Origin of the sequence: Serratia sp. CY33525, assembly GCF_052169115.1 — a bacterium.
Classification (GTDB): Bacteria; Pseudomonadota; Gammaproteobacteria; order Enterobacterales; family Enterobacteriaceae; genus Serratia; species Serratia sarumanii.
The window spans coordinates 304,165-326,368 of record NZ_JBJNLK010000001.1 but is presented as its reverse complement, the minus strand read 5'-3'; the positions used below and the strand labels follow the sequence as shown (position 1 = coordinate 326,368).

Sequence of the window (22,204 nt, the reverse complement as noted above, 5' to 3'; positions counted from 1 at the left end):
CACAGCATGCGCATGAGCACCAGCATGATGTACCAACAGAACATGAACGGCATCACGGGCAACCAGTCGCTGTTCATGAAGGCCGCCGAGCAGCTTTCCTCGGGCAAGCGGGTGATCAACCCGTCCGACGATCCGCTGGCGGCGTCGCGCGCGGTGATGTTGTCGCAGTCGCAGGCGGAAAACAGCCAATACACGCTGGCGCGCACTTTCGCTCGCCAAAGCGTGTCGATGGAAGAAACGGTCTTGGCCGGCGCAACGTCCACCATCGCGGACATGAAGGCGCTGATCGTCAGCGCCGGCGGCACCGAAAGCGATAACGACCGTCAGTCGCTGGCCACCCAGCTGCAGGGGCTGAAAGATCAGCTGCTGAACCAGGCCAACAGCACCGACGGCAACGGCCGCTATATGTTCGGCGGATACGTGAACGACAAGGCGCCGTTCGTCGACAACGGTGGCACCGTCAGCTATCAGGGCGGCGACAAGACGGTTCAGCAGAAAGTGGACGCTAACCGCACCATGACCATCGGCCATACCGGCAACGCGGTGTTCATGTCGTTGACCAGCAATCCCAAGCCTGAGCCGGACGGCAGCACGCCGGTCAGCAACGTGTTCGAGAGCATCGATATCGCGCTGAACGCGCTGAAAACGCCGTTGCAGGGCGCCGATGAGGCCACCAGGCAGCAGGTGAACGATGCGCTGGCGAAAGCCAACCGCGGCCTGGACAACTCTTACAACAACGTGCTGAGCGTGCGCGCCGAGCTCGGCAGCCAGCTGCAGGAAATGGATCAGCTGGACAGCATCGGCAAAGAGCGCGACATGACCAACCAGGTCCAGATGAGCGCGTTGACGGATGCCGATCTGGCCGAGTCTATTTCGTCTTACTTTATGCAGCAGGCGGCGCTGCAGGCGTCGTATAAAACCTTCAGCGATATGCAGGGCATGTCGCTGTTCCAGATGAATCGTTAAGAGCAATACCCCGTTGCCTGACCGCGACGGGTTTCCCTTTAGTGCGCTTAGAAAATACCCTCTCCGCCCCGCGGGGAGGGAGGCTTCTTGAAACCGGGCGCACTCGTTTGGCGCGTCGCTTGTTCTCCCACTACTGACTGAGCGACGCGCCTTTTTTTCATCAAGAAAGAAATAATACGATTGTCACCCCTGTTTAATGCGCAACGGCATTATTGAAATCAGTGGCGGAAAAATCGTGATGGATATTATTTCCCTGACGATAAATAGTGGTGCTATTTCTTTTTCTTCACCACTTTCCATTTCCCGCCGTCGGCCGTCTCGGTAAAAGAAACTCTAAACTTGTTGCTTTTCCAGTGGGTCAAACCGAATAACCGGCGTGCCTTGCGGTTGCTTTTCGCTTTAATCATGATCTCGCTCCTGTGTTAGCAAAGGTCGATGCTGCGCCCTGCAGCCGGCAGGCGCCGGACGCATTTATTCAGGGTGTCAGTTATCTGCCGCGCATTTAACAATGCGTGACTGAGTTGTTTTTATTTTTTACTCGAGATAAACGTATTTTATCGCCGCGGAAAATTAAGGTGATGCAAGGCGATATTTTTTTGTTGCCGGGTCTATTCTAGGTCGGAGTTTTATTTATTCAAGCCGCCGGAGACATTTGAACCTTAATCCGGATAAAAGACGTTTCTCAGGCTTTTGTTCCAGGAAAGCGTTTTTATTGCCATTTTGTCTCAGAGGGAAGCGGGAGGGAAAGAAGGGGCGGAGCAGGGATTCAGAAGGTCATGCCGCCGATCACCGCCGCCAGCCGATCGAAGATTTCACCGAACAGATGTTCGCAGAACGGCGCTAGCATCGGCATCATCATGCCCAGCGTCATGATGCCGAAGGTCATGGTGACCGGGAAACCGATCACGAAGACCGACAGCTGCGGCGTCATGCGGTTGAGCAAGCCGAGCGCCATGTTCAGCGTCAACAGCAGGCAGATCAGCGGCAGCGCCAGCATCATGCCGTTGATGAAGATTAGCGAGCCGACCTGGGTCAGCACCAGGAAGCCGTTGCCGTTCAGCGGCTGCGTTTGGACAGGCAGGGTGTGGAAGCTGTCCGCCAGCAGCGAAATCAGCCACAGATGGCCGTCGAAGCTGAGGAACAGCAGCATCGCCAGCAGGTTGAGCAGGCGCGCCAGCACCGGCATGTTCGGGCCACCGCTGGGATCGAAGAAGGTGGCGAACGACAGGCCCATCTGCATGCCGATCACTTCGCCCGCCAGGCGCACCGCCGCGAAGGCGAACTGCATGGTCAATCCCAGCGCCACGCCGATCAGAATCTGTTGAATCGCCAGCCACAGGCCGGCGGCGGAGAAGATCGGGATATTGCTGGCGGGCAGCGTCGGCGCGATCAGGATGACGATCAGCCCGCCAAGGCCGATTTTGACCTTTTTGCTGATTTGCTTTTCGCTGAATACCGGCGCGGTACTTATCAGCGCCAGAATGCGCAGCAGCGGCCAAAAATAGTGGCTGAGCCAGACGGTGAGCTGGGCGCTGTCGAAGGTGAGCACGGTTAGCCGATCAGGGTGGGCAGGTTGCTGAACAGGGTGCGCATGTAGTCCAGCAGCAGGTTCAACATCCAGGGGCCGGCGATGATGATGGTGGCCACCACCGCCAGAATTTTGGGGATGAACGACAGCGTCATTTCGTTGATTTGGGTGGCGGCCTGCAGCAGGCTGACCACCAGGCCGCTGATCAGCGCCGCCAGCAGCAGCGGGGCGGCCAGCGCCAGCGCCACTTTCATCGCTTCGGTGCCGAGCGCCATAACCGATTCAGGTGTCATCTCGCGTTCTCCGGTCGGGGGTTACGAATAGAAACTCTGCGCCAGCGAGCCGAGCAGCAGCTGCCAGCCATCGACCAGCACGAACAGCATCAGCTTGAACGGCAGCGAGATGGTGGCCGGCGGCACCATCATCATCCCCAGCGCCATCAGCACGCTGGCGACCACCAGGTCGATAATCAGGAACGGAATGAACACCGTAAAGCCGATCTGGAAGGCGGTTTTCAGTTCGCTGGTGACGTAGGCGGGCAGCAGGATGCGCATCGGCACCGCCTCCGGGCCGGCCAGCGGTGGCTGATTGGCCAGCCTGGCGTACAGCGCCAGATCGGTTTCGCGCGTTTGGCGCAGCATGAATTCGCGCAGCGGCTGCGCGCCTTTATCCAGCGCGACCTCCAACCCGATCTTATCCTGGCTGAACGGCAGGTAGGCGTCCTGATAAACCTTGTCGAACACCGGCGACATAATGAAGAAGGTCAGGAACAGCGCCAGCCCCAGCATCACCTGGTTCGGCGGCGCCGACGGGGTGCCCAGCGCGTTGCGCAGCAGCCCGAGCACGATGATGATGCGGGTAAAGCTGGTCATCATCAGCAGCATGGCGGGCAGGAAAGTCAGCGAGGTCAACAGCACCAGCGTCTGCACCGGCAGCGACCAGCTTTGGCCGCCGTTGGCCAGCGGCTGGCTGATCAGCCCCGGCAGTTGCGCCAAAGCCGCCGGGCTGATGAACAGCAGGGCGGCAGGGAGCCAAACCGCCGGACGGCGGACGAGGGTATGAAGAGTCGAGGTCATGCCGATTTTTCCGGGCGTTTCAGAACTTTTTGCATCAGTTGGCGGAAGTCCGCCGGCGTCGCCGCGTCGGCCGCGCCCTCGTCTTTCGGCGGGGCGGGCAGGGTGTGCAGCGGGGTGATCTGCTGGGCGGTGACGCCCAATACCAGCAAGGTATCGTCGACTTCCACCACCACCACGCGCTCGCGCTGCCCGACCTGGCAACTGGCGCGCAGGTTGAGCAGCTTGTTGTTGCGCGCCTGCGGGGCGAAGCCCAGCCGACGGAACAGCCAACCGGCCAGCAGGATCAGCAGCAGAATGCCGCCGAGCGCGCTGCTGACCTGCATCAACACCGAACCGGCCGGCAAGGCCGGCGCGGCGGGTGGTTGGCTGCTTTGGACGGTAACGGGCGCCGCGACGGTCATCAGCGGCTCAGTCGACGCATGCGTTCGGACGGGGTGATGATGTCGGTGATGCGCACGCCGAACTTGTCGGCCACCACCACCACTTCACCTTGTGCGATCAGGTAACCGTTGATCAGGATGTCCAGCGGTTCGCCGGCCAGGCCGTCCAGCGCTACCACCGAGCCTTGCGACAGGCGCAGCAGCTCTTTGATGGTCATCTTGGTGCGCCCCAGTTCCACGGTCAGCTTGACCGGAATATCCAGGATCAGGTCGATATCCTGCAGGCTGCCGAGCGCATCCTGAGCTTCCAGCGACTTGAACACCCCTTCGGTGCTCGCGCCGGATTTCTCTGTCGTCTGCTGCTCGTTAAACGCATCAGCCCACAGATCGTCTACGGATTCCTTTCCTTCGCCAGACGGTTGCTTAGGATCACTCATTGGGCTGTTCCTCACTCAGAGCATTCAAAATAGGGTTAATCAAATGTTCAACACGCAGGGCATATTGCCCGTTCAACGTGCCGTATTGGCTGGTCAGAACCGGTACGCCGTCCACATGGGCTATCAGGCGTTCCGGCTTGTCTATCGGTAATACATCGCCCGGCTGCAGCTTCAGGACTTTCGACAGCCGCATCGGGATATCGACGAAGTTGGCGATAAGCTCCAGTTCGGAGTGTTGCACCTGCTTCACCAGGGTTTCGCGCCAATGGCTGTCTTCCTGCCGCGAGTTTTCCAGCGGCGGGTTGGTCAACAGCTCGCGCAGTGGCTCAATCATGGCGAACGGAATGCAGATGTTGAACTCGCCGGTCAGCGCGCCGATCTCCACCTGGAACGGCGTGGTGACCACGATATCGTTCGGCGAAGTGGTGATGTTGGTGAACTTCACCTGCATTTCGGCGCGCACGTACTCCACGTCGATCTTGTAGATGGCGCTCCAGGCATCGCCGTAGGCGTCCAGCGCCAGGCGCAGCATGCGCTTGATCACCCGCTGTTCGGTCGGGGTGAACTCGCGGCCTTCGACCTTGGTCGGGAAGCGGCCGTCGCCGCCGAACAGGTTATCGACGGCGATGAACACCAGGCTCGGCGCGAACACGAACAGGGCGGTGCCGCGCAGCGGGTTCAGATGCACCAGGTTCAGGTTGGTCGGCACCGGCAGGTTGCGGGCGAACTCGTGATACGGCTGGATTTTGATCGGGCCGACGGTAATGTCCGGGCTGCGGCGCAGCAGGTTGAACAACCCCATGCGGAACTGCCGGGCAAAACGTTCGTTGATGATTTCCAGCGCGTGCAGACGCTCGCGCACCACGCGGCGCTGGGTGGTCGGATCGTAAGGCTTGACCTCGCTCTCTTTGCCGACTATCGCTTCGGGTTCATCACCCGCGCTGTCGCCGTTGAGCAAGGCATCGATCTCTGCCTGTGAAAGAATGCTGTCGCCCATAGTGATTACCGCAGTATGAAGGCGGTGAACAGCACATCGCTGACCACCTGCTTCGGTTGTCCCTTAACCAGCGGCGGGCTGAGCACGTCCTTAATCTGCGCCACCAACCGTTGCTTCCCTTGTTCATTGGCCAGCTGGCTCGCTTCCTGGCGGGAGAGCAGCATCAGCAGACGGCTGCGCACTTCCGGCAGAAAATCGTTCAGCTGACGGCGGGTACTTTCGTCCGGCAGACGCAGCGTGAGGCCGATGTACAGCACGCGATCCGGGTTGTTGTCCGGCGTCACCAGGTTGACGGTAAAGGTGTCGAGCGGCATGAACACCGGCGCGGCCGGCGGTTGCTGTTTGGCGGCGGCCGGTTCGGCGCCGTTTTTATGCTGTTGCAGCAGCCACCAGCTGTAGCCCGCGGCGCCACAGGCGACGACGCTGATCAACACCAGCAGGATGACCAGAAGGGAGCGTTTCGGTGCTGCGGGAAGGGTGTTCTGAGACATAGCCAAATCTAATTCCTGTTGTTCCACCCGCGGCCGGCGAGGCGGCGGGCATAGCGCGCGGCAAAGCCGCACGCATGACATGTAAAGGTATTATCGCGTCTATTGCGGCGTGCAATAGCCTGAATAGACGCGGAAATGGGTGCCAGCTTGGGCGTTTGCGGCGGCTCAGGCGAAAATATCGACGCCGTTGACCGCACTGGCCATGCGCTGCAGCGCCACCGGTGCGCTGACGCCCTCGGCGGCCGCAGTGTCACCGCCATGATGTTCCGCATAGCTGGCACGCCCCTGGCCGTTGGAAGCCTGCTGCTGCGCATGTTGCTGCCATTGCGGCGTGGACTCGCCGCCCACGCTGCTTTGCCCCAGGTTGATGCCGCTCTCCGCCAGCGCGTGACGCAGCTGCGGCATCGCCGCTTCCACCGCCGCACGCACCTGGCCGTGAGCGGAGGCGATGTGCAGTTGCGCCTGCTGATCGTCCAGCTTCAGCGTGATCTGCAGGGCGCCCAGTTCCTGCGGGTGCAGGCGCAGCTCGGCGCTCTGCTGGCCGTTGCGGTGGAACATCAGCACCTGTTGGCTCAACGCCTGCTGCCACTCCGGGCTGCCCAGCTGCGCGTTGAGCTGCGGCACAGGCGGCGCGGTCACCAGTGCGCTGGCCGGGGCGGCGGTTTGCGTCGGGCTGGCGGCGGCCAGGGCGACGGCGTGATTGAGCGGCGGCTGCTGTGGCGTATCGCCCGCCTGTAGCGGTTGTGCGGTGCTTGCGCGTTCGCCGTTGGCTGGTTGCGGGAGCACCGCCGTGGCATTGTCGCCGTCGGCGGCAGGCGTTTTCGCGCCCGTCGGCGACGGAGCAGGGGATGCCGATGAATGTGTGGCGGTTTTATCACCGGCCGCCGCGATGTTCAGCAGGCCGTTGCCGGGCTGCAGCGCAGTCGCCTCGTCAGCGCTATCCACCGGCAGCGAGCGTTGGCCTTCGGCTGGCTGAGTCTGGGCGACGATCGCGGCCGGCAGCATGGCGTACAGCGCCTGCAGCGTAGCGGCATCCAGCTCTTTGGCGGCGGCGATCGGCGGCTGCGCCGGTTTGTCGCCGGCGGCGGGCGCTTCGCCCTCGGCGCCCTCAGGCGAAAGCGCGTTGGCTACGGTTGTCGGGTTCTGCAGCAGGCCGCCGCGCTCGCCGAAGGTGGCCAGCAGTTGATTGAGCTGGTTGCGGCTCAGGGCCGGGGCGCGTTCTTCGTCCGCGCTCAGCGCGACCGGCGGCTGTTTGCCGTCGGCGGCGGGCGCGAAACGGGCGCCGAGCAGCTGGGCGAAAGCGGACGACAGCTGGCTTTCATCCAGCGCCGACGTCAGTTCGGCCAGGCCGCCGGCGTCGCCGGGTAAGGCCAGGCCGGGCAGGGCGTTCAGATTCATGGGTTGATATTCCTTTGTGCACTGCGTTGAGCGAACTCATCCATCAGTTTTTGATCCCGTTTGTTCTCCTGCTGCTGCTCCGCCGTCAGAGCGCGGGTATGCAGGGTCTCGAAAGCGTTCAGCCGCTGTTGTTTGTCTTGCCATTGCTTCACCGCATGATCCACTTTCTGCCCCCACTGCAGCAGCTGCTGGCGGTGCTGGTCGATGGCCTGTTCCAGCGTGCCGATAAACTGCTGGTAGTTTTGCCAGCGTGAGCTGTCCATGCCGTCGCAGAGCGTATGATTCAGCTTCTGGCGGTATTCGTCCTGATAGTTGAGCAGCATCGACAGCTGCTGCTCTGCCGCCTGCTGCGCCTGCCGTACCTGGCCCAGCTGTTGCGCGGCCTGTTCCACCGCATCCTGCGCCAGATCGCGCAGGGTAATCAGGGGTGACTGTGATTTCATCGCTGTGCGCCTCTGGTGACGTTAAACAATCAACTGCCGCAGCTGTTGACAGGCTTCATCGTAGCCGCTGCGTTCAAAGATGCCCTGTTGCAGGTAGGCTTCCATCTGCGGATACAGCGTCATCGCTTTGTCCAGCAACGGATCGCTGCCCGCCGCGTAGGCGCCGACGCTGATCAGATCGCGGTTGCGCTGATAGCTGGCCAGCATCTGTTTGAAGGTGCGCACCCGGCGGTAATGCTCTTCGTCGATCAGCGACGTCATGGCGCGGCTGATTGACGCTTCGATGTCGATCGCCGGGTAGTGGCCGGCTTCCGCCAGGCGCCGGGACAGCACCACGTGGCCATCGAGGATGGCGCGCGCCGAGTCGGCGATCGGGTCTTGCTGATCGTCCCCTTCGGTCAACACGGTGTAGAAGGCGGTGATGGAACCGCCGCCGCTGATGCCGTTGCCCGCGCGTTCCACCAGCGCAGGCAGCTTGGCGAAGACCGAAGGCGGGTAGCCTTTGGTCGCCGGCGGCTCGCCGATGGCCAGGGCGATCTCACGCTGCGCCATGGCGTAGCGGGTGAGGGAGTCCATGATCAGCAACACATGCTGCCCGCGATCGCGGAAATCTTCGGCGATGCGGGTGGCGTAGGCCGCCCCCTGCATGCGCAGCAGCGGCGAGACGTCCGCCGGCGCGGCGATCACCACCGATCGCGCCCGACCTTCGGCGCCGAGAATGTTCTCGATAAAGTCTTTGACCTCGCGGCCACGTTCGCCGATCAGGCCAACGACGATCACATCCGCCTGGGTATAACGGGCCATCATGCCGAGCAGCACGCTCTTGCCGACGCCGGAGCCGGCGAACAGGCCCATGCGCTGGCCGCGGCCGACGGTCAGCAGGCCGTTGATGGTGCGCACCCCCACGTCCAGCACCTGCTCGATCGGCGTGCGTTGCAAGGGGTTGAACGGCGCGGTGATCAGCGGCGCGCGGTAACCGGTGTCCGGTGAAGGCAGGCCGTCGAGCGGTTTGGCGCTGCCGTCCAGCACCCGCCCCAACAGGGCCGGGCCGAGCGGCAGCTGTTTGCCGGCGCTTTGGCCTTCCGGCGCGATGCGGGCGTAAACCCGCGCGCCCGGCACGATGCCTTCCACCTCTTCCAGCGGCATCAGGAACAGCCGCTGGCCGTTGAAGCCGACCACTTCGCTTTCCACTTCCTGCACCTCACCGGCGTCGTGCCGTTCGATAAGGCAGGTCGCGCCGAGCGGCAGCTGCAGGCCGGTGGCTTCCAACACCAATCCGGTGGCGCGGGTCAGGCGGCCGTAGCGGCGCACCATCGGCGCGCGCGCGATGCGTTTTTCCAGCGTATCCAGAGAGCTCAGCCAGCGGCCGAGACGCGCGGTCATCAGACTTCTCCCGGTGCCGCCAGGCGGCACAATTCATGCCAGCGCGTCGCCAGGCTGGCGTCGAGATCGCCTTCCTCGGCGCTGACTTTGCAGCCGCCCGGATGCAGTTCGCCGTCCGCCAACAGGCGCCAGCCGTGCAGGCTGAGGGTGACCCCCAACTGCTGCTCGACGCGCGAGTAGTCGTCCGGGTGCACCCGCAGCTGCGGCTTGCCGTTGAACATCGGTTCCTGCTGGATCAGCTGTTGGATCTGCGCCAGCAGGGCGGTGCCGTCGCACACCGGCGGCTGGCCCAGCACCTGCTTGGCGGCGGTCAGCGCCAGCTGCATCAGCCGCGAAGCGATCACGCTGTCGAGCGCGTCCAGCGTGTGCTGGAATTCGGTGACCAGCTGCTGCCAGTGGGCGGTCAGCGGCTGTTGCTGCTGTTGCGCTTCCAGCAGCCCTTGCTGGCGGCCTTCCTCCAGTCCGGACTGAAAACCGGCCTCATAGCCTTTTTGCTGGCCGTCGGCATAGCCCAACTGCTGGCCCTGTTGCTCCGCCTGCAGGCGCAGCGTCGCCAACTGCTGTTGCAATTCGGCCTGTGCGTCCGGCGACGGATCGTCAAGTTCGAGATCCGGCAACTGCGGCAGTTCGATCGCCGGTTTCTGTTCGCCCAGATCGTTGAGCGACCAGGGCTGCCAGGGCAGGGTGTTAATGCGATCAGACATAGGTGTCCTCGCCGCCGCCGATGATCATTTCGCCGCTTTCCGCCAGGCGTCTCACCACCAGCAGGATGGCTTTCTGCTCGTTCTCCACCTGCGACATGCGCACCGGCCCACGGTTGGCCAGATCGTCGCGCAGGATGTCGGCGGCGCGTTGCGACATGTTCTTGAGGAACTTCTCGCGCAGCGGCTGCTCGGCGCCTTTCAACGCGATCAGCAGCGACTCGCCTTCCACTTCCTGCAGCAGGCGTTGGATACTGCGATCGTCGACTTCCACCAGGTTTTCGAACAGGAACATCTCGTCGATGATCTTCTGCGCCAGCTCGCCGTCGTATTCGCGCATCGCGTCGATGACCGCCTCTTCCTGCTGGGTTTTCATCAGGTTGATGATCTCGGCGGCGGTGCGCACCCCGCCCATTTTGCTGCGCTTGAGGTTCTGGCCGTCGAGCAGGTTGTTCAGCACTTCGGTCAGCTCCGCCAGCGCCGCCGGCTGCACGCCGCCGAAGGTGGCGATACGCAGCATCACGTCGTTGCGCAGGCGTTCGTCGAACAGGGCCAGGATATCCGCCGCCTGGCCGCGTTTGAGGTGCACCAGGATAGTGGCGATGATCTGCGGGTGTTCGTCGCGGATCAGATCGGCGGCGCTCTGCGGCTCCATAAAGTTGAGCGTTTCCATGCCGGTGGTGGTCTCGCGCGATTCGAGAATGTCTTCCAGCAGGCTGGCGGCGCGCTCTTCGCCCAGCGCCTTGACCAGCACCGAACGCAGGTAGTCGCTGGCGTTGACGCTCAGCGCCGCGTATTGCTCGGCGTCGTCTTCGAACTCGGTCAGTATTTCGCCGAGCTGTTTGTGTGAAACCTGGCTCATGCCGGCCATGGTGCCGCTCAGCAGCTGTACTTCGCGCGAGGAGAGGTGTTTGAACACCTCCGCCGCGCGATCTTCACCCAGCGTCATCAGCAGGATGGCGCTTTTGTCGGTTCCGGTCAGGCTCATATCTCGTTACTCATCCATTGGCGGATTACCAGAGCGACCACGCGTGGGTCTTTGTCAGCCAGATCGCGGATCCGCTGGCTCTGGACTTCTGCGCTGACGCGCTGCTGCGATTTACGACGCTGCGCCAGCTCCTCGTTGCTCGGTTTGCTGCTGTCGACCGCTTTGGCGGCAGGGGCGTTGGCGGCGGCGACGGCGGCCTGTTGCGCCGCCTGGCGCTGTTGCAGCTGCGGCCGCACCAGTTTGCGCCACAGCAGCCAGGCCACCAGCAGCACCAGCAGATAGCGGCCCGCGTCGATCAGGCGATCGATAAACGACTGGCTTTGCCAGAACGGCAGTTCGCCACCGGTCACCTGAGTGTCGGTAAACGGCGTGTTGACCACGTTCAGGGTGTCGCCACGGCTGCTGGAGTAGCCCATCGCTTCACGCACCAGCGCTTCGATCTGCGCCAGCTGCTCTTTGCTCATCGGCTGCGGTTTGCCGTCTTTATCGGTGCCCAGATAGTTGACCACCACGGCGACCGACAGACGCTGCACGGTGCCGGCTTTTTGCTGGGTGTGACGAATGGTGCGGTCGAGCTCGTAGTTGGTGGTCGCGTCGCGACGGGTATTTTGCGGCACGCCGTTGGCCGCCGCGCTGCGGGTGGTCGCGGCGTTTTGCGCGGTCGCGTTGGCATTGTTGCCTGCGGCGGTGGCCGGCTTGGCGGTCTCAATCGGCGCGGTGGCCGGCGCGCTCGGCTGATTGGACAGCGCGCCCGGCACGCCGCCCACCTGTGGCCCGCCGATCTGCTCGCTCAGGCTGGTTTGCTGAGAGCGGATAGCGGCTTTGTCCGGCTGCTGGTTCGGCTGGTACTGTTCATCGGTTTGTTCGCGAGTGGCGAAGTCGATCTGTGCCGTGACCTGCGCACGCACGTTGGCGCTGCCGACCACCGGGGCGAGGATCGCTTCGATGCGGCGCTGGAAGCCGTTTTCGACTTCGTTGGCGTATTTCAGCTGCGAGGCGTTGAGATCGCGCCCGGTGCCGTCGGACTGCGTCAGCAGGCGCCCGGCCTGATCGACCACGGTCACGTTGCCCGGCGGCAGGCCGGCGACGCTGCTCGACACCATATAAACGATGGCGTTGATCTGGCCGTCGTCCAGCGCACGGCCGGGTTGCAGGGTCAGCGTCACCGAGGCGGAAGGGGATTTCTGTTCGCGCACGAACAGCGAAGGTTTAGGCAGCGCCAGGTGAACGCGGGCGTTTTGCACCGGCCCCAGCGACTCGATAGTGCGCGACAGCTCGCCCTCAAGGGCGCGCTGATAGTTGATCTGTTCGCTGAATTGGCTGATGCCGAATTTTTCCTGATCCAGCAGTTCGAAGCCGACGGCGCCGCCCTTCGGCAGCCCTTGCTGCGCGAGGCGCAGGCGGGTTTCATGCACCTTTTCCGCCGGGATCAGCAGCGCCGCGCCATTCTCGGCGAAGCGGTAAGGGATATTCATCTGCGTCAGTTGGGTGACGATGGCGCCACCGTCGCGGTCGTTCAGATTGCTGTACAGCACGCGGTAGTCAGGGCTTTTCACCCACAACAGCAGCGCGACAACGATGGCGATCGCGGCGGAGGCGGCGACCAGCAACGGAATTTTCGGGTTGGCGCGCAGACGATTCCAGATGGCCTGCAGGCCGTTGTCGCGGCTTTCGCCGGCGGTTATCGAAGCACTCATTTTAGGTCTCGTCCTTCAATGGCGCTCACGATCCCGTATGGGCCGCTGAGCAGCTCCCTGCCAGGCTGATGAACGGTATGGTTAGCGTTGTGTGACAAAACAGACTCCCTGATACACATATCTTCTAAATAGCGGCGCTCCCATTTCTGGGCAGGCCATTATTCGCCTTATCAGACGATTCCGATTGCCCGATAAGCCGGGTTTTTTGCAGTTAATTAGCCGCTTTAGGTCTGAAAACGCTGTGCTAGGGTGTGCATCATTGGAGAAGTGCAGGGTGAAACGTCACCCGGCGTGACGAGATGATTGAGGACCAGATGGCGATTCAGGGCATTGAAGGGGTGCTGCAGCAGATGCAGACCATGGTGGTTCAGGCCGGCAAGATGGGGCAGAATACGGCGCCGCAGGGCGTCAGCTTCGCCAGCGAACTGACTGCGGCGCTCGGCAAGATCAGCGAGACCCAGCAAACGGCGCGCAAGCAGGCGCAGGATTTCGAACTGGGCGTGCCGGGCATCAGCCTGAACGATGTGATGGTCGATCTGCAGAAATCATCGGTCTCGCTGCAGCTGGGCGTGCAGGTGCGCAACAAGCTGGTCGCGGCCTACCAGGACATCATGAATATGCCGGTGTGATGAACGTGCCGGTCATTTTGCAGTGACATTGGGGTCGGCGCTGTTACCCTATAGCGACGGTTAATTATCAGGATAGGATGATGTGCAAATCGCTGTATCTTGCTGTGGGCATTATGGCGCTGTCCGGATGCGCCGGGCAAAACGATGACTATTCATCGGCCCAAAAAAACGCGGTTCATCAGGAAGCCGGCAAGGAATGGAAAGCGTTTGTTGCGCCGCTGTCCGTCAAAACGCAGTCGCCCGGCGAGCGAGAAATGAAACGCGCTGCCCGCCACGATTGAACCCGCGGCTCCGGTAGCATTTCATTATCGCAGGCAAAAAAAACCAGCTATCGGAATAGCTGGCTCAAAGTGCGATAAAACTTTATGTGATGTAGGAGCGTCGACACTTCATCGAGGTGGCATCGACTTGGTTATCATATTTGTTATGTTATAACAAATCAATGCTACCGTGCGTTTGCTTCAGCCCACCAAGGCCACGATCCGCTGGTGGGCATTCGCCAGCCCCTGAGTGAGGCCGTGCGGTTTCATATCCAGCCCTTCGGCATAGATAAATTGCACCTCGCCGATCCCCATCAGCCCCAGCACCGAGCGCAAATAGGGCGTCACGGCGTCGGTCGGCTGGCCGGCGTGTACGCCGCCGCGTGAACTGAACACCACTGCATTGACGCCTTCCACCAGCCCGACCGGGTAGGTGGCGGTATAGTTGAACGTCAGCCGGGCGCGGGCCACCAGATCGAACCAGTTTTTCAGCTGGGTCGGGACGTTGAGGTTGTACATCGGCGCGCCGATCAGCAGCAGATCGCTCCCTTTCAGTTCGGCGATCAACCGATCGGAAAGCGCCACCGCCGCTTTGGCGCGTGGGCTGATGTTATCTGCGCCGCGCAGCGCACTGAACAGCTCGCCGTCCAATACCGGCAGATCCAACGCCGTCAGATCGTGTTCGACGATCTGATCTTCATATCCTTTGGCCCGACGTTCTGCCAGATAGCGGTCAATCAGGCTGTTGGTCTGCGAGTCGTTTCCCATAATGCTGGATTTGAGCACCAGTATTTTTTTCATGCTGTTGTCCTCAGACGGTAATTGGCGGTTTCACCGGGCATTCCGGAATGACTGCAGGTTATCATTGCTCGATCTTCACCAGTGGTGATAGGTTTTCACTTCATTGATTCCAATTTGGAAGCATTAAGATGAAAAGCGATCTCAGCGCGCTGCCGGCCTTTGTCGCCGTGGCGGAAGGCGGCAGCTTTGCCGCCGCCGCAGAAAAACTGCATCTGACACGCTCCGCGGTCAGCAAAATCGTGTCGCGGCTCGAGGCGCGGCTTGGCGTGATGTTGTTTATGCGCACCACCCGCAGCCTGAGCCTGACGGATGAAGGGGCGCTGTACTATGAGCACTGTCGGCAGGCGTTGGCGAACGTTCAGGCGGCGGAAAACCAGCTGGACAGCGGCAAGATGCAGGTCAGCGGCCGGCTCAGGATCTCGATGCCGGTGTTGTTCGGCCATCTGTGTATTGCGCCCTTGATGACGGCGCTGGCGAATGAGCATCCGTTACTGTCGTTGGAAATTTCGTTCAGCGACCGCAGGATCGATCTGATCGACGAGGGGTTCGATCTGGCGGTTCGCATCGGCGAACTGGCGGACAGCGGCAGTCTGGTTGCCCGACGCCTGGGCGAACACGGCATGCTGCTGTGCGCTTCGCCCGACTACGTGCAGCGCTGCGGCGCACCGACTTCGGTGGAGGCGTTAAACCGGCATCAGGCGGTGGGGTATCTGCACGCCGGCGCCGTGTTGCCCTGGCAACTTCGCGGTGAAAACGGCGAGCTGCGGCCGTTCAGGCCACCGGCCAAGATGATGATGGATGACATGCAGGGGATCGTCGATGCCGTTTCCGCCGGCGCCGGTATTGCCTGGCTGCCGGAGTGGCTGGTACGCGATCGGCTGATGGCCGGGACGCTGGTGGAGATCATGCGCGGTGAGTCCAGCCTCAGTTTTCCGGTGAATGCAGTGTGGCCCTATATGCCTTACCAACCGCTCAAAGTGCGGCTGGCGGTGGACAAACTGGTGGCGGAGCTGCCGGGAAAATTGGCGCTTGCTGCGCCGCTCCGGTAATGGCCGGCGCGACAGCCGACAGGAAATGGGCGTTAATGTACCGAATAGAGGGACGAAAACGGCGCTGTCAGGCTTATTGGGTGCGCAGCCAGCCGTTTATTATGGCCCGATTAGTAGGGTTATTATTCGAGGCAGGTCAATGAGCACTAAAAGCGAATCCAGATGGCGTCTGATCAGTATTTTAATGCTGACGGTACTCGTCGTGTTAATTGGCGTTCTGGTTAAACTGGACTGAAGTCTGGCCAGGCGATAAAAAGCCTGGCCGTTTTATTGTGCGGTAAGCAAACGCACCCTCTGTTCTTCATACGGCAATACCAACAGCCACAGCACCAACAAACGTGATTGGCAGAGAAAAAATAATCGCTTTTCATTACGCATCATTTAATTCGCTCTTCGGCGGATCGACGTTGCGTTGCATGTCGCAGCATTGTGACAATCGTTAGGGACCTGTGCCAAATAAAACCATTTTGTTACGCGTCTATTTAGGTTTCTCCGGTGGCCATCGTTTCGACTCCCTGGGAGGTTGGCTCCATAATCCTTTGGTGACCGCGAATGGCGGTCGGGGCGAAACCGAAGCGTTTGCGAAAACGTTCGGCGAAACGTGATGCGCTTTCATAGCCGACATGTTGCGCGATGGCGGAAATCGGCCAGTCGGTCGACTGCAGCAGGGCCAGTGCGCTACTCATGCGCACGTCGATCATCAGGTTGCGCAACGCGGTATTTTCCATCGACAGTTTGCGGCGCAACATCACTTCGCTCATCGACAGGCTTTCCGCCACTTTCGCCGCCGTCCAAATGCTGTGCGGGTCGGTCGCCAGGCAGCGGCGCACGCGCTGCGTCAGGTCTTTGGCTTCGTTGTGGATGAAGCGAATGCCGAATTGGGCCAGCCACAGCAGAATTTCCAGCATCTTGTGCCGCACGATGATGGTGGGAAAGCGCTGCCGGAGCGCCAGCGCCAGGCTGGTGGTCTCGAAACTGTGCTTCAGGGCGCAGGGGAGGCTGCGCAGCGCCAGGACGGCATCAAACGGCATCGGCGCCGGCGAGTCCTCGGCCGGAGGCTGAACGGTGAGCAGCAGTGGGTCGCAGGTCAGCAACTGGCAACTGAAAACGCCTTCTTCGGATGGGCCGTTAATAATATCCACCGTTTGCCCCCCGTCGATTATCAACAGCTCGCCGGCATGGGCCACCACCTCGCGTTGTTGCCAGCGTACGCGCTTATGGCCCTGTTGTATCAGATACAGATGTGGTTGCTCAAAATAGACTGAAGGGAATAATAATTCAGTATGCTGAATGATGTGCGCTGAGGCGCCAATTCCTGGACAGAGATTAATTGTACGTTCCATCGATATTCATTTCGCAGCCATTATCTGAGAATATCTTTACGCTTTGATCCGCGTTGGAGCAACATTTTTCCATGGGCCGTGAAACACAGCGGCGTGTTTTATCTATCAAAAATCAATTTCCTGCTGAACAGAAAACGTCCGTGTCGGGATAATGTTTATCCATTAAAGTGAGAGCCAGGCTCGAAGCGCGCATTTTACCAATTACCCATAAACTGAATAATTCAAATGCCATAGATTAATATCCTAACGTAACCCGAGAGTAATAGCGCATAGTGCTATTTAATCCATTTTCGTCAGTATTGTCGATCTTATCGGACCTGTGGCTCCCCCAGCAACAGCGCACGGTCATGAAACTGGCCGTAGGTATTGTTGACCACGTTCTGGCGCGTGGACTGTTCGATCAGCATTTTCAGCTCATCCATGCGCTGCTGTAACAGACGTTTGAGCTCGGTTTCGTTGTCGAGGATCTGTTGCAGCTTATTGCGCAGCATCTCCTGCAACGCCATGGAAGGGCCGGCTTGCCCGGTAAAGGCGGCGGTTTTTTCCACCGCCGTCACGTAAGCGAATTCGAGCTCGACGAGCTCCTCCCAGCGCCCGGTTTGCGCCAGCGCGATCATCTGGCTGCTCAGGCTGTAAATTTGTTGATAAGCGGCTAACAGCTGCTGTTGACGTTCCATTACACGGCGTCCTGCGAAGGTTGGTAGTTGGGGCCGATCTGGCGCCAGGCATCGGCGATGTTTTCCAGCAGTTTGACCACTTCGGCGATCGCCGCTTCGTCGTTGTTCAGGTTGGCCTGCATCAGGCGCCGCTTCATATAGTCGTACAACGCCGCCAGGTTTTCGGCGATTTCGCCGCCCTGTTGAGGGTCCAGGCCGCCTTTCAGGCCGTTGTCGATGATGTTGATGGCTTTGGACAGCGCCATACCTTTGCCGGCGATATCGCCCTGGTTCATCAGGATGCGTGCGCGAAGCAGGGCGCTGAGCGCCCCGTCGAACAACATCACGATTAACTGGTGCGGGCTGGCGCTCATGGCGCCGCTTTCCAGACTGACCTGTGCATAGGCCTGAGTGCCGCTTCTGTTATACATGTTGTTTCTTTTACCTGTTACCTGGTTAAGGGAATCACTTTGTCGAGAATTGCTGTTGTAAATAGTTACCCGTGCTGCTCAATTTGGACATCATGGTATCCAACTGAACGAACTGCTGCTTATAGCGGTCGATGGTGTTCTGAATGCTGGCCGTGACCGTGGTGATCTGAATGTTCAGGCGATCGAGGTTGGTGTTGATGCTCTTGGTCGAGTTCTCGATGATGCCGCCGGATTTGACGTAGTTCTGGATCTCGTTGTGGATTTCGGTGGCCATGCCGGTGTCTTTACCGTTGCCGGCGAAGAAGTTGGCAACCTGATCCGGTTTTTCGTCGATGGCTTTGTTCAGCTTGGTGCTGTCGATTTCCAGCTTACCGGTTTTGACGTTGGTGGTGATGCCGAGGTTGCCCAGGCCTTTCAACTCCGGGTTGTCCTGTGCCGAACTGAGGGCGCTCTTGATCGAAGACTGGATGCCGCGCAGGGTGTTGTCGCCCAGTAGCGCGCCGTTTTTGGCATTCTGCGCTTCACCGCTTTTGACCGGCGTGTATTTGGTCAGCGAATTGAAGGTGTCCAGCAGCGAGTTGTAGTTATCTACCCACTCTTTAATCTTGTCGGCGCTGCCGCTCTTGTCGATGCCGATCACCAGGTTTTGCGGTTCGCCGGGCTTGGTGGTGGTTTTCAGATCGAGCGTTACGCCCTGCAGAGCATCGGCGATCGAGTTGGTGCTGCGCTTGATTTTCGTGCCGTTGACGACGATTTCCGCATCCTGGCCGGGCACGGTTTGCTTCATCGCGGTGCTGCCATCTTTAGGCGGATTTTTAGGATCGTAGTTGAGGATGGCGCCGAGCTTGTCGTCGTTATTGACCTGCACCGCAATGGTGTTTTTTTCGCCTGGCGTGGTGGAGCTTAATGCCAGTTGATAGTCATTGTCGCCGACGCGCATGATACTGGCGGTGACGCCGGATTTCGATTTATTGATGGCGTCGCGCATCTCGACCAGTGAGGTCTGATCGTCGCCGAGCGGGATCTTGGTCTCTTTCGGCGGGTTGCCTGCCGTAATAGAGATGGAACGATCGCTGCTGCCCGGCGTGCCCAGTTTGGCCTGCTGGTCGGCAATCGGCGTTTGAGTGGTCAGCGTTTGCGGCTGCGCGAGCTTCAACACCTCGATCGAGTAGTTGCCCGGCACCGATTTGTCGGTGGTGGTCACGGTAAACTGATCGTGCTTGGTGGCGGTAGTGTTGTTGAAGAACTCTGGCTTGGCCAGGTCTTTGCTCAGATTGTCAAACTTCTCCAGCGAGCTTTTCAGCGTACCGTAAGCGGTCAACTGGGCGTTATAGCTGGTCTGCTGGGTGGTGTACGGCGTCAGACGCTGTTGTTCCGCTTTGGTCAGCTTGTCCAGCAAACCGTTAAGGTCGAGTCCTGAGCCGATGCCTAATGAACTGATCGATGCCATTCGTGCTTCTCCTTGATAATGACTTTATTCGCTTTACGCGTTATCGGCCCAGCGGTGAAAAAGTTTACTGAAAAAAACAAAAAAACGATGGCGCAATAGAAGAGGGAAAAACCGCGTTATTTCTGCCATTGCCGGCGGCGCAAAAAATTTTAAAAAATTGCTAAAGGTTGTTAGGGGAGGGCCGATACCTGAGGGGACGGTGGTTGACGCCGTGGGCAAACAAGCCCGAACCTTTTAACTGTGTTGCGAAGAACGCAACTGACTCGTAAGGAAAGCAAACAATGGCACAAGTAATCAACACTAACAGCCTGTCGCTGATGGCGCAGAACAACCTGAACAAATCTCAGTCTTCTCTGGGCACTGCGATTGAGCGTCTGTCTTCCGGTCTGCGTATCAACAGCGCGAAAGACGATGCTGCGGGTCAGGCTATCTCCAACCGTTTCACTGCAAACATCAAAGGCCTGACTCAGGCTTCTCGCAACGCCAACGACGGTATCTCCCTGGCGCAGACCACTGAAGGCGCACTGAACGAAGTTAACGACAACTTGCAGAACATCCGTCGTCTGACCGTACAGTCTCAGAACGGTTCCAACTCTGCCAGCGACCTGCAGTCCATCCAGGACGAGATCTCTCAGCGTCTGTCTGAAATCAACCGCATCTCCGAGCAGACCGATTTCAACGGCGTGAAAGTGCTGAGCTCAGATCAGAAACTGACCATCCAGGTTGGCGCGAACGACGGCGAAACCATCGATATCGAACTGAAAGACATCAACGCTAAAACGCTGGGTCTGGAAAAGTTCAGCGTGGCTGATGGCATTGATAAATCCAAAGTAGCTGCAACCGCACCTGCTACCGTGAAAACCGGCACCAGCGTGGCTATCAACACCGGCACCGTTAAGGCTGATACTAAAGACATCACCGGCTACGAAAAAGTGGGTGACGATGTATTCGCTATCAACACGGATGGTGACTACTACAAAGCAACTTTCGATAAAGCGACCGGCGACCTGAAATCTGTTGGCACCAAAGAAGCCACTAAACCAACTGGCGGCACTGCGGTAACCAGCATTGAGAAAGAAGTGGCTCCTACTGGCCCTGATGCGGCTAACCTGCGCTCTTACGACAGCGGTAAATCTTACGTGATCCAGGAGGGTACCGGTGCCGATGCCAAATATTTCAAGGCGACCGTAGACGCTTCCGGTAAAGTGACCAAGGGCGCTGAGCAGTCCACCGAGCCAAAAACTGCCGATCCGCTGGCGACCCTGGACAAAGCGCTGTCTCAGGTTGACTCCCTGCGTTCTTCCCTGGGTGCGGTACAGAACCGTTTCGATTCTGTTATCAACAACCTGAACAGCACCGTTAACAACCTGTCCGCTTCTCAGTCCCGTATCCAGGATGCCGACTACGCGACCGAAGTGTCCAACATGAGCCGCGCCAACATCCTGCAACAGGCTGGCACCTCTGTTCTGGCACAGGCTAACCAGTCTACTCAGAACGTTCTGTCCCTGCTGCGTTAATCGTCTCTCCCGATTAACTGTCGCAAAGAAACCCCGCCTCGGCGGGGTTTTTTTATGCTCGCGCACCGCGCGGTTATTACATGGCGCAAATAAAGCCCGTTTTGTACGACTGTTCAGCCGATTGGCATTCTGCCCCCTACGCATAATAGCGCTGACTCTCTTATCCGCAGGTTTAAGACATAGTGAGCGATCTGTATACCGCCGAAGGCGTGATGGACAAAAATTCTCTCTGGCTGCGCTACGTGCCGTTAGTGCGCCACGAGGCGTTGCGCCTGCAGGTCAGGTTGCCCGCCAGCGTGGAGCTTGACGACCTGCTGCAGGCCGGGGGAATCGGGCTACTGAACGCCGTTGAGCGTTATGACGCCCTACAGGGAACCGCCTTTACCACCTATGCGGTGCAGCGCATTCGCGGCGCGATGCTCGACGAGCTGCGCAGCCGCGACTGGGTGCCGCGCAGCGTGCGGCGCCATGCGCGCGAGGTCGCGCAGGTGATGCGGCAGCTGGAACAGCGTTACGGCCGCCCGGCGAGCGAGACGGAAGTGGCGCAGACGCTGAATATCTCGCTGGATGAGTACCGTCAAATTCTGTTGGACACCAATAACAGCCAGCTTTTCTCCTACGACGAATGGCGCGAGGAGCATGGCGAGAACGCGGAACCGATGCTGGAAGGGCATGAAGAGGCCAACCCGCTGCATCACCTGTTGGAAGGCAGCCTGCGCCAGCGAGTGATCGACGCCATCGAGGCGTTGCCGGAGCGCGAAAAAATGGTGCTGACGCTGTATTACCAGGAAGAGTTGAATCTCAAGGAGATCGGCGCCGTGCTGGACGTCGGGGAATCCCGCGTCAGCCAACTGCACAGTCAGGCGATCAAGCGCCTGCGCGCGCGGCTGGCGAACGATACCTGACGGCGGCCCGCCGCCCCTCAACTCGATGACTCATGCGACAATCGGACTGCCCCTTATGCCAGGAATACTGTTGAAGAAACGGCCGCTTAGCCGTTACCTGAAAGATTACAAGCACAGCCAGACGCATTGCTCCCAGTGCGGTAAGCTGTTGGACCGCATGGCGCTGGTGTTTCGCGGCAAAATCATCAATAAAGAAGCCATCGCGCGCATGGATCAGCCGATCGACGATGCGGTCTGGCAAAACGTGCAGCATGAGCTGACCGCACTGTGCCGTTTTTGCAGCGAGATTTCCTGCAACAGCCACCCGAGCTATTTCGACATCATGGCGTTCAAGCAATATCTGTTCGAACAGACCGAGATGAGCCACAGCACCATTCGCGAGTACGTGGTGCGGCTGCGCCGGCTGGATGAAATGCTGGTGGCGCGCAATTACCCGGCGGACAAATTCGCCAACTGCGCCAGCCATCAGCGCATCATTGACGATCTGCCTAGCGCGGCGCACAACAACTACCGCATTGCGCTGCGCAAATACGATCAGTATCTCGCCTGGCAGCGCAGCTACTGAGACTTTCCCCGGCCGCTGGCCGGGATCTGCGGCTCCCCCCGTGATAAAGGATGATTATTCAGTTCACATCTGCTAAATCTATCGGTTATCAGATGTCGATATTCGATTCCCTG

At 59.8% G+C, this 22,204-nt stretch carries 26 protein-coding genes; 7 read left to right on the top strand and 19 right to left on the bottom strand.

Annotation, left to right across the window (positions count from 1 at the left end; all coding sequences use genetic code 11):
- The first annotated feature begins 6 nt into the window (after positions 1–6).
- A complete protein-coding gene (flgL, locus tag ACJ8IM_RS01570; protein ID WP_033634987.1) occupies positions 7–966 on the top strand; it encodes a flagellar hook-associated protein FlgL in 960 nt (319 codons plus the stop codon).
- 272 nt (positions 967–1,238) lie between these two features.
- Here the strand turns inward: flgL and sra are convergent, their stop codons facing one another.
- From sra to fliF, 14 genes are all read right to left on the bottom strand, one after another.
- Positions 1,239–1,373 (bottom strand): stationary-phase-induced ribosome-associated protein, encoded by a 135-nt coding sequence (gene sra, locus ACJ8IM_RS01565; RefSeq protein WP_086556932.1) that lies wholly within the window; start codon positions 1,371–1,373, stop codon positions 1,239–1,241.
- A gap of 359 nt (positions 1,374–1,732) precedes the next feature.
- Positions 1,733–2,515 carry a flagellar biosynthetic protein FliR gene (gene fliR / locus ACJ8IM_RS01560; RefSeq protein ID WP_033647774.1) on the bottom strand — a complete coding sequence of 261 codons (783 nt, stop codon included), beginning with the start codon at positions 2,513–2,515 and terminating at the stop codon, positions 1,733–1,735.
- Between the two features lie 2 nt (positions 2,516–2,517).
- Positions 2,518–2,787, bottom strand: coding sequence for a flagellar biosynthesis protein FliQ (fliQ, locus tag ACJ8IM_RS01555; RefSeq protein ID WP_004934803.1), 270 nt, complete (start codon positions 2,785–2,787; stop codon positions 2,518–2,520).
- Between the two features lie 21 nt (positions 2,788–2,808).
- A complete protein-coding gene (fliP, locus tag ACJ8IM_RS01550) occupies positions 2,809–3,570 on the bottom strand; it encodes a flagellar type III secretion system pore protein FliP (RefSeq protein WP_025303257.1) in 762 nt (253 codons plus the stop codon).
- Complete coding sequence (fliO, locus tag ACJ8IM_RS01545) at positions 3,567–3,971, bottom strand: flagellar biosynthetic protein FliO (RefSeq protein ID WP_033647771.1); 405 nt, start codon at positions 3,969–3,971, stop codon at positions 3,567–3,569. Before fliO ends, fliP begins: the two co-directional genes overlap by 4 nt.
- Positions 3,971–4,387 (bottom strand): flagellar motor switch protein FliN, encoded by a 417-nt coding sequence (gene fliN / locus ACJ8IM_RS01540; RefSeq protein ID WP_033653640.1) that lies wholly within the window; start codon positions 4,385–4,387, stop codon positions 3,971–3,973. Before fliN ends, fliO begins: the two co-directional genes overlap by 1 nt.
- Positions 4,380–5,384: a flagellar motor switch protein FliM gene (gene fliM / locus ACJ8IM_RS01535; RefSeq protein ID WP_033634981.1), complete on the bottom strand. Its 1,005-nt coding sequence runs from the start codon at positions 5,382–5,384 to the stop codon at positions 4,380–4,382. The genes fliN and fliM overlap by 8 nt, the downstream gene beginning before the upstream one ends.
- Positions 5,385–5,389: 5 nt before the next feature.
- A complete protein-coding gene (gene fliL / locus ACJ8IM_RS01530) occupies positions 5,390–5,875 on the bottom strand; it encodes a flagellar basal body-associated protein FliL (protein ID WP_033634980.1) in 486 nt (161 codons plus the stop codon).
- Between the two features lie 165 nt (positions 5,876–6,040).
- Positions 6,041–7,273, bottom strand: coding sequence for a flagellar hook-length control protein FliK (locus ACJ8IM_RS01525; protein WP_033653641.1), 1,233 nt, complete (start codon positions 7,271–7,273; stop codon positions 6,041–6,043).
- A complete protein-coding gene (gene fliJ / locus ACJ8IM_RS01520; protein ID WP_033647768.1) occupies positions 7,270–7,716 on the bottom strand; it encodes a flagellar export protein FliJ in 447 nt (148 codons plus the stop codon). The genes ACJ8IM_RS01525 and fliJ overlap by 4 nt, the downstream gene beginning before the upstream one ends.
- Positions 7,717–7,737: 21 nt before the next feature.
- Positions 7,738–9,099: a flagellar protein export ATPase FliI gene (fliI, locus tag ACJ8IM_RS01515; RefSeq protein ID WP_101455590.1), complete on the bottom strand. Its 1,362-nt coding sequence runs from the start codon at positions 9,097–9,099 to the stop codon at positions 7,738–7,740.
- Entirely contained in the window at positions 9,099–9,803 is a 705-nt protein-coding gene (gene fliH / locus ACJ8IM_RS01510; protein WP_033647766.1) for a flagellar assembly protein FliH, read from the bottom strand. Before fliH ends, fliI begins: the two co-directional genes overlap by 1 nt.
- Positions 9,796–10,788: a flagellar motor switch protein FliG gene (fliG, locus tag ACJ8IM_RS01505; protein ID WP_033634975.1), complete on the bottom strand. Its 993-nt coding sequence runs from the start codon at positions 10,786–10,788 to the stop codon at positions 9,796–9,798. The genes fliH and fliG overlap by 8 nt, the downstream gene beginning before the upstream one ends.
- Positions 10,785–12,485, bottom strand: coding sequence for a flagellar basal-body MS-ring/collar protein FliF (gene fliF / locus ACJ8IM_RS01500; RefSeq protein ID WP_033653643.1), 1,701 nt, complete (start codon positions 12,483–12,485; stop codon positions 10,785–10,787). The genes fliG and fliF overlap by 4 nt, the downstream gene beginning before the upstream one ends.
- Before the next feature lie 314 nt (positions 12,486–12,799).
- On the opposite strand from fliF, the gene fliE reads away from it, so the two are divergent.
- Together fliE and ACJ8IM_RS01490 are read left to right on the top strand one after the other, a co-directional pair.
- Entirely contained in the window at positions 12,800–13,114 is a 315-nt protein-coding gene (gene fliE, locus ACJ8IM_RS01495; protein ID WP_033653693.1) for a flagellar hook-basal body complex protein FliE, read from the top strand.
- 80 nt (positions 13,115–13,194) lie between these two features.
- On the top strand, positions 13,195–13,395 hold the full coding sequence (locus ACJ8IM_RS01490; RefSeq protein ID WP_033653644.1) for a hypothetical protein: 201 nt from the start codon (positions 13,195–13,197) through the stop codon (positions 13,393–13,395).
- Positions 13,396–13,575: 180 nt separating this feature from the next.
- On the opposite strand, the gene ACJ8IM_RS01485 is transcribed toward ACJ8IM_RS01490, so the two are convergent.
- Positions 13,576–14,175 carry an FMN-dependent NADH-azoreductase gene (locus ACJ8IM_RS01485; protein WP_033653645.1) on the bottom strand — a complete coding sequence of 200 codons (600 nt, stop codon included), beginning with the start codon at positions 14,173–14,175 and terminating at the stop codon, positions 13,576–13,578.
- A gap of 128 nt (positions 14,176–14,303) precedes the next feature.
- On the opposite strand from ACJ8IM_RS01485, the gene ACJ8IM_RS01480 reads away from it, so the two are divergent.
- Positions 14,304–15,224: a LysR family transcriptional regulator gene (locus ACJ8IM_RS01480; RefSeq protein WP_033653646.1), complete on the top strand. Its 921-nt coding sequence runs from the start codon at positions 14,304–14,306 to the stop codon at positions 15,222–15,224.
- A gap of 482 nt (positions 15,225–15,706) precedes the next feature.
- Here the strand turns inward: ACJ8IM_RS01480 and ACJ8IM_RS01475 are convergent, their stop codons facing one another.
- From ACJ8IM_RS01475 to fliD, 4 genes are all read right to left on the bottom strand, one after another.
- A complete protein-coding gene (locus ACJ8IM_RS01475; RefSeq protein ID WP_041035600.1) occupies positions 15,707–16,567 on the bottom strand; it encodes a helix-turn-helix transcriptional regulator in 861 nt (286 codons plus the stop codon).
- A 308-nt stretch (positions 16,568–16,875) separates the two neighbouring features.
- Positions 16,876–17,244, bottom strand: coding sequence for a flagella biosynthesis regulatory protein FliT (fliT, locus tag ACJ8IM_RS01470; RefSeq protein WP_004934765.1), 369 nt, complete (start codon positions 17,242–17,244; stop codon positions 16,876–16,878).
- On the bottom strand, positions 17,244–17,654 hold the full coding sequence (gene fliS / locus ACJ8IM_RS01465) for a flagellar export chaperone FliS (RefSeq protein WP_033634970.1): 411 nt from the start codon (positions 17,652–17,654) through the stop codon (positions 17,244–17,246). Before fliS ends, fliT begins: the two co-directional genes overlap by 1 nt.
- A gap of 34 nt (positions 17,655–17,688) precedes the next feature.
- Positions 17,689–19,104: a flagellar filament capping protein FliD gene (gene fliD, locus ACJ8IM_RS01460; RefSeq protein ID WP_033653648.1), complete on the bottom strand. Its 1,416-nt coding sequence runs from the start codon at positions 19,102–19,104 to the stop codon at positions 17,689–17,691.
- 281 nt (positions 19,105–19,385) lie between these two features.
- On the opposite strand from fliD, the gene ACJ8IM_RS01455 reads away from it, so the two are divergent.
- The 3 genes from ACJ8IM_RS01455 (at position 19,386) to fliZ (ending at position 22,091) form a co-directional block, all read left to right on the top strand.
- A complete protein-coding gene (locus ACJ8IM_RS01455) occupies positions 19,386–20,621 on the top strand; it encodes a flagellin FliC (RefSeq protein ID WP_033653649.1) in 1,236 nt (411 codons plus the stop codon).
- A gap of 182 nt (positions 20,622–20,803) precedes the next feature.
- Positions 20,804–21,526 (top strand): RNA polymerase sigma factor FliA, encoded by a 723-nt coding sequence (locus ACJ8IM_RS01450; RefSeq protein ID WP_004934752.1) that lies wholly within the window; start codon positions 20,804–20,806, stop codon positions 21,524–21,526.
- Between the two features lie 55 nt (positions 21,527–21,581).
- Positions 21,582–22,091: a flagella biosynthesis regulatory protein FliZ gene (fliZ, locus tag ACJ8IM_RS01445; protein WP_033647756.1), complete on the top strand. Its 510-nt coding sequence runs from the start codon at positions 21,582–21,584 to the stop codon at positions 22,089–22,091.
- Positions 22,092–22,204 lie beyond the last annotated feature (113 nt).

Bases quoted from the DNA above. Each gene is read 5' to 3' on its own strand.
- flgL (WP_033634987.1), top strand. From the start codon at position 7: ATGCGCATGAGCACCAGCATGATGTACCAACAGAACATGAACGGCATC.
- sra (WP_086556932.1), bottom strand. From the start codon at position 1,373: ATGATTAAAGCGAAAAGCAACCGCAAGGCACGCCGGTTATTCGGTTTG.
- fliQ (WP_004934803.1), bottom strand. From the start codon at position 2,787: ATGACACCTGAATCGGTTATGGCGCTCGGCACCGAAGCGATGAAAGTG.
- fliP (WP_025303257.1), bottom strand. From the start codon at position 3,570: ATGACCTCGACTCTTCATACCCTCGTCCGCCGTCCGGCGGTTTGGCTC.
- fliO (WP_033647771.1), bottom strand. From the start codon at position 3,971: ATGACCGTCGCGGCGCCCGTTACCGTCCAAAGCAGCCAACCACCCGCC.
- fliN (WP_033653640.1), bottom strand. From the start codon at position 4,387: ATGAGTGATCCTAAGCAACCGTCTGGCGAAGGAAAGGAATCCGTAGAC.
- fliM (WP_033634981.1), bottom strand. From the start codon at position 5,384: ATGGGCGACAGCATTCTTTCACAGGCAGAGATCGATGCCTTGCTCAAC.
- fliL (WP_033634980.1), bottom strand. From the start codon at position 5,875: ATGTCTCAGAACACCCTTCCCGCAGCACCGAAACGCTCCCTTCTGGTC.
- ACJ8IM_RS01525 (WP_033653641.1), bottom strand. From the start codon at position 7,273: ATGAATCTGAACGCCCTGCCCGGCCTGGCCTTACCCGGCGACGCCGGC.
- fliJ (WP_033647768.1), bottom strand. From the start codon at position 7,716: ATGAAATCACAGTCACCCCTGATTACCCTGCGCGATCTGGCGCAGGAT.
- fliI (WP_101455590.1), bottom strand. From the start codon at position 9,099: ATGACCGCGCGTCTCGGCCGCTGGCTGAGCTCTCTGGATACGCTGGAA.
- fliH (WP_033647766.1), bottom strand. From the start codon at position 9,803: ATGTCTGATCGCATTAACACCCTGCCCTGGCAGCCCTGGTCGCTCAAC.
- fliG (WP_033634975.1), bottom strand. From the start codon at position 10,788: ATGAGCCTGACCGGAACCGACAAAAGCGCCATCCTGCTGATGACGCTG.
- fliF (WP_033653643.1), bottom strand. From the start codon at position 12,485: ATGAGTGCTTCGATAACCGCCGGCGAAAGCCGCGACAACGGCCTGCAG.
- fliE (WP_033653693.1), top strand. From the start codon at position 12,800: ATGGCGATTCAGGGCATTGAAGGGGTGCTGCAGCAGATGCAGACCATG.
- ACJ8IM_RS01490 (WP_033653644.1), top strand. From the start codon at position 13,195: ATGTGCAAATCGCTGTATCTTGCTGTGGGCATTATGGCGCTGTCCGGA.
- ACJ8IM_RS01485 (WP_033653645.1), bottom strand. From the start codon at position 14,175: ATGAAAAAAATACTGGTGCTCAAATCCAGCATTATGGGAAACGACTCG.
- ACJ8IM_RS01480 (WP_033653646.1), top strand. From the start codon at position 14,304: ATGAAAAGCGATCTCAGCGCGCTGCCGGCCTTTGTCGCCGTGGCGGAA.
- ACJ8IM_RS01475 (WP_041035600.1), bottom strand. From the start codon at position 16,567: ATGGAACGTACAATTAATCTCTGTCCAGGAATTGGCGCCTCAGCGCAC.
- fliT (WP_004934765.1), bottom strand. From the start codon at position 17,244: ATGGAACGTCAACAGCAGCTGTTAGCCGCTTATCAACAAATTTACAGC.
- fliS (WP_033634970.1), bottom strand. From the start codon at position 17,654: ATGTATAACAGAAGCGGCACTCAGGCCTATGCACAGGTCAGTCTGGAA.
- fliD (WP_033653648.1), bottom strand. From the start codon at position 19,104: ATGGCATCGATCAGTTCATTAGGCATCGGCTCAGGACTCGACCTTAAC.
- ACJ8IM_RS01455 (WP_033653649.1), top strand. From the start codon at position 19,386: ATGGCACAAGTAATCAACACTAACAGCCTGTCGCTGATGGCGCAGAAC.
- fliZ (WP_033647756.1), top strand. From the start codon at position 21,582: ATGCCAGGAATACTGTTGAAGAAACGGCCGCTTAGCCGTTACCTGAAA.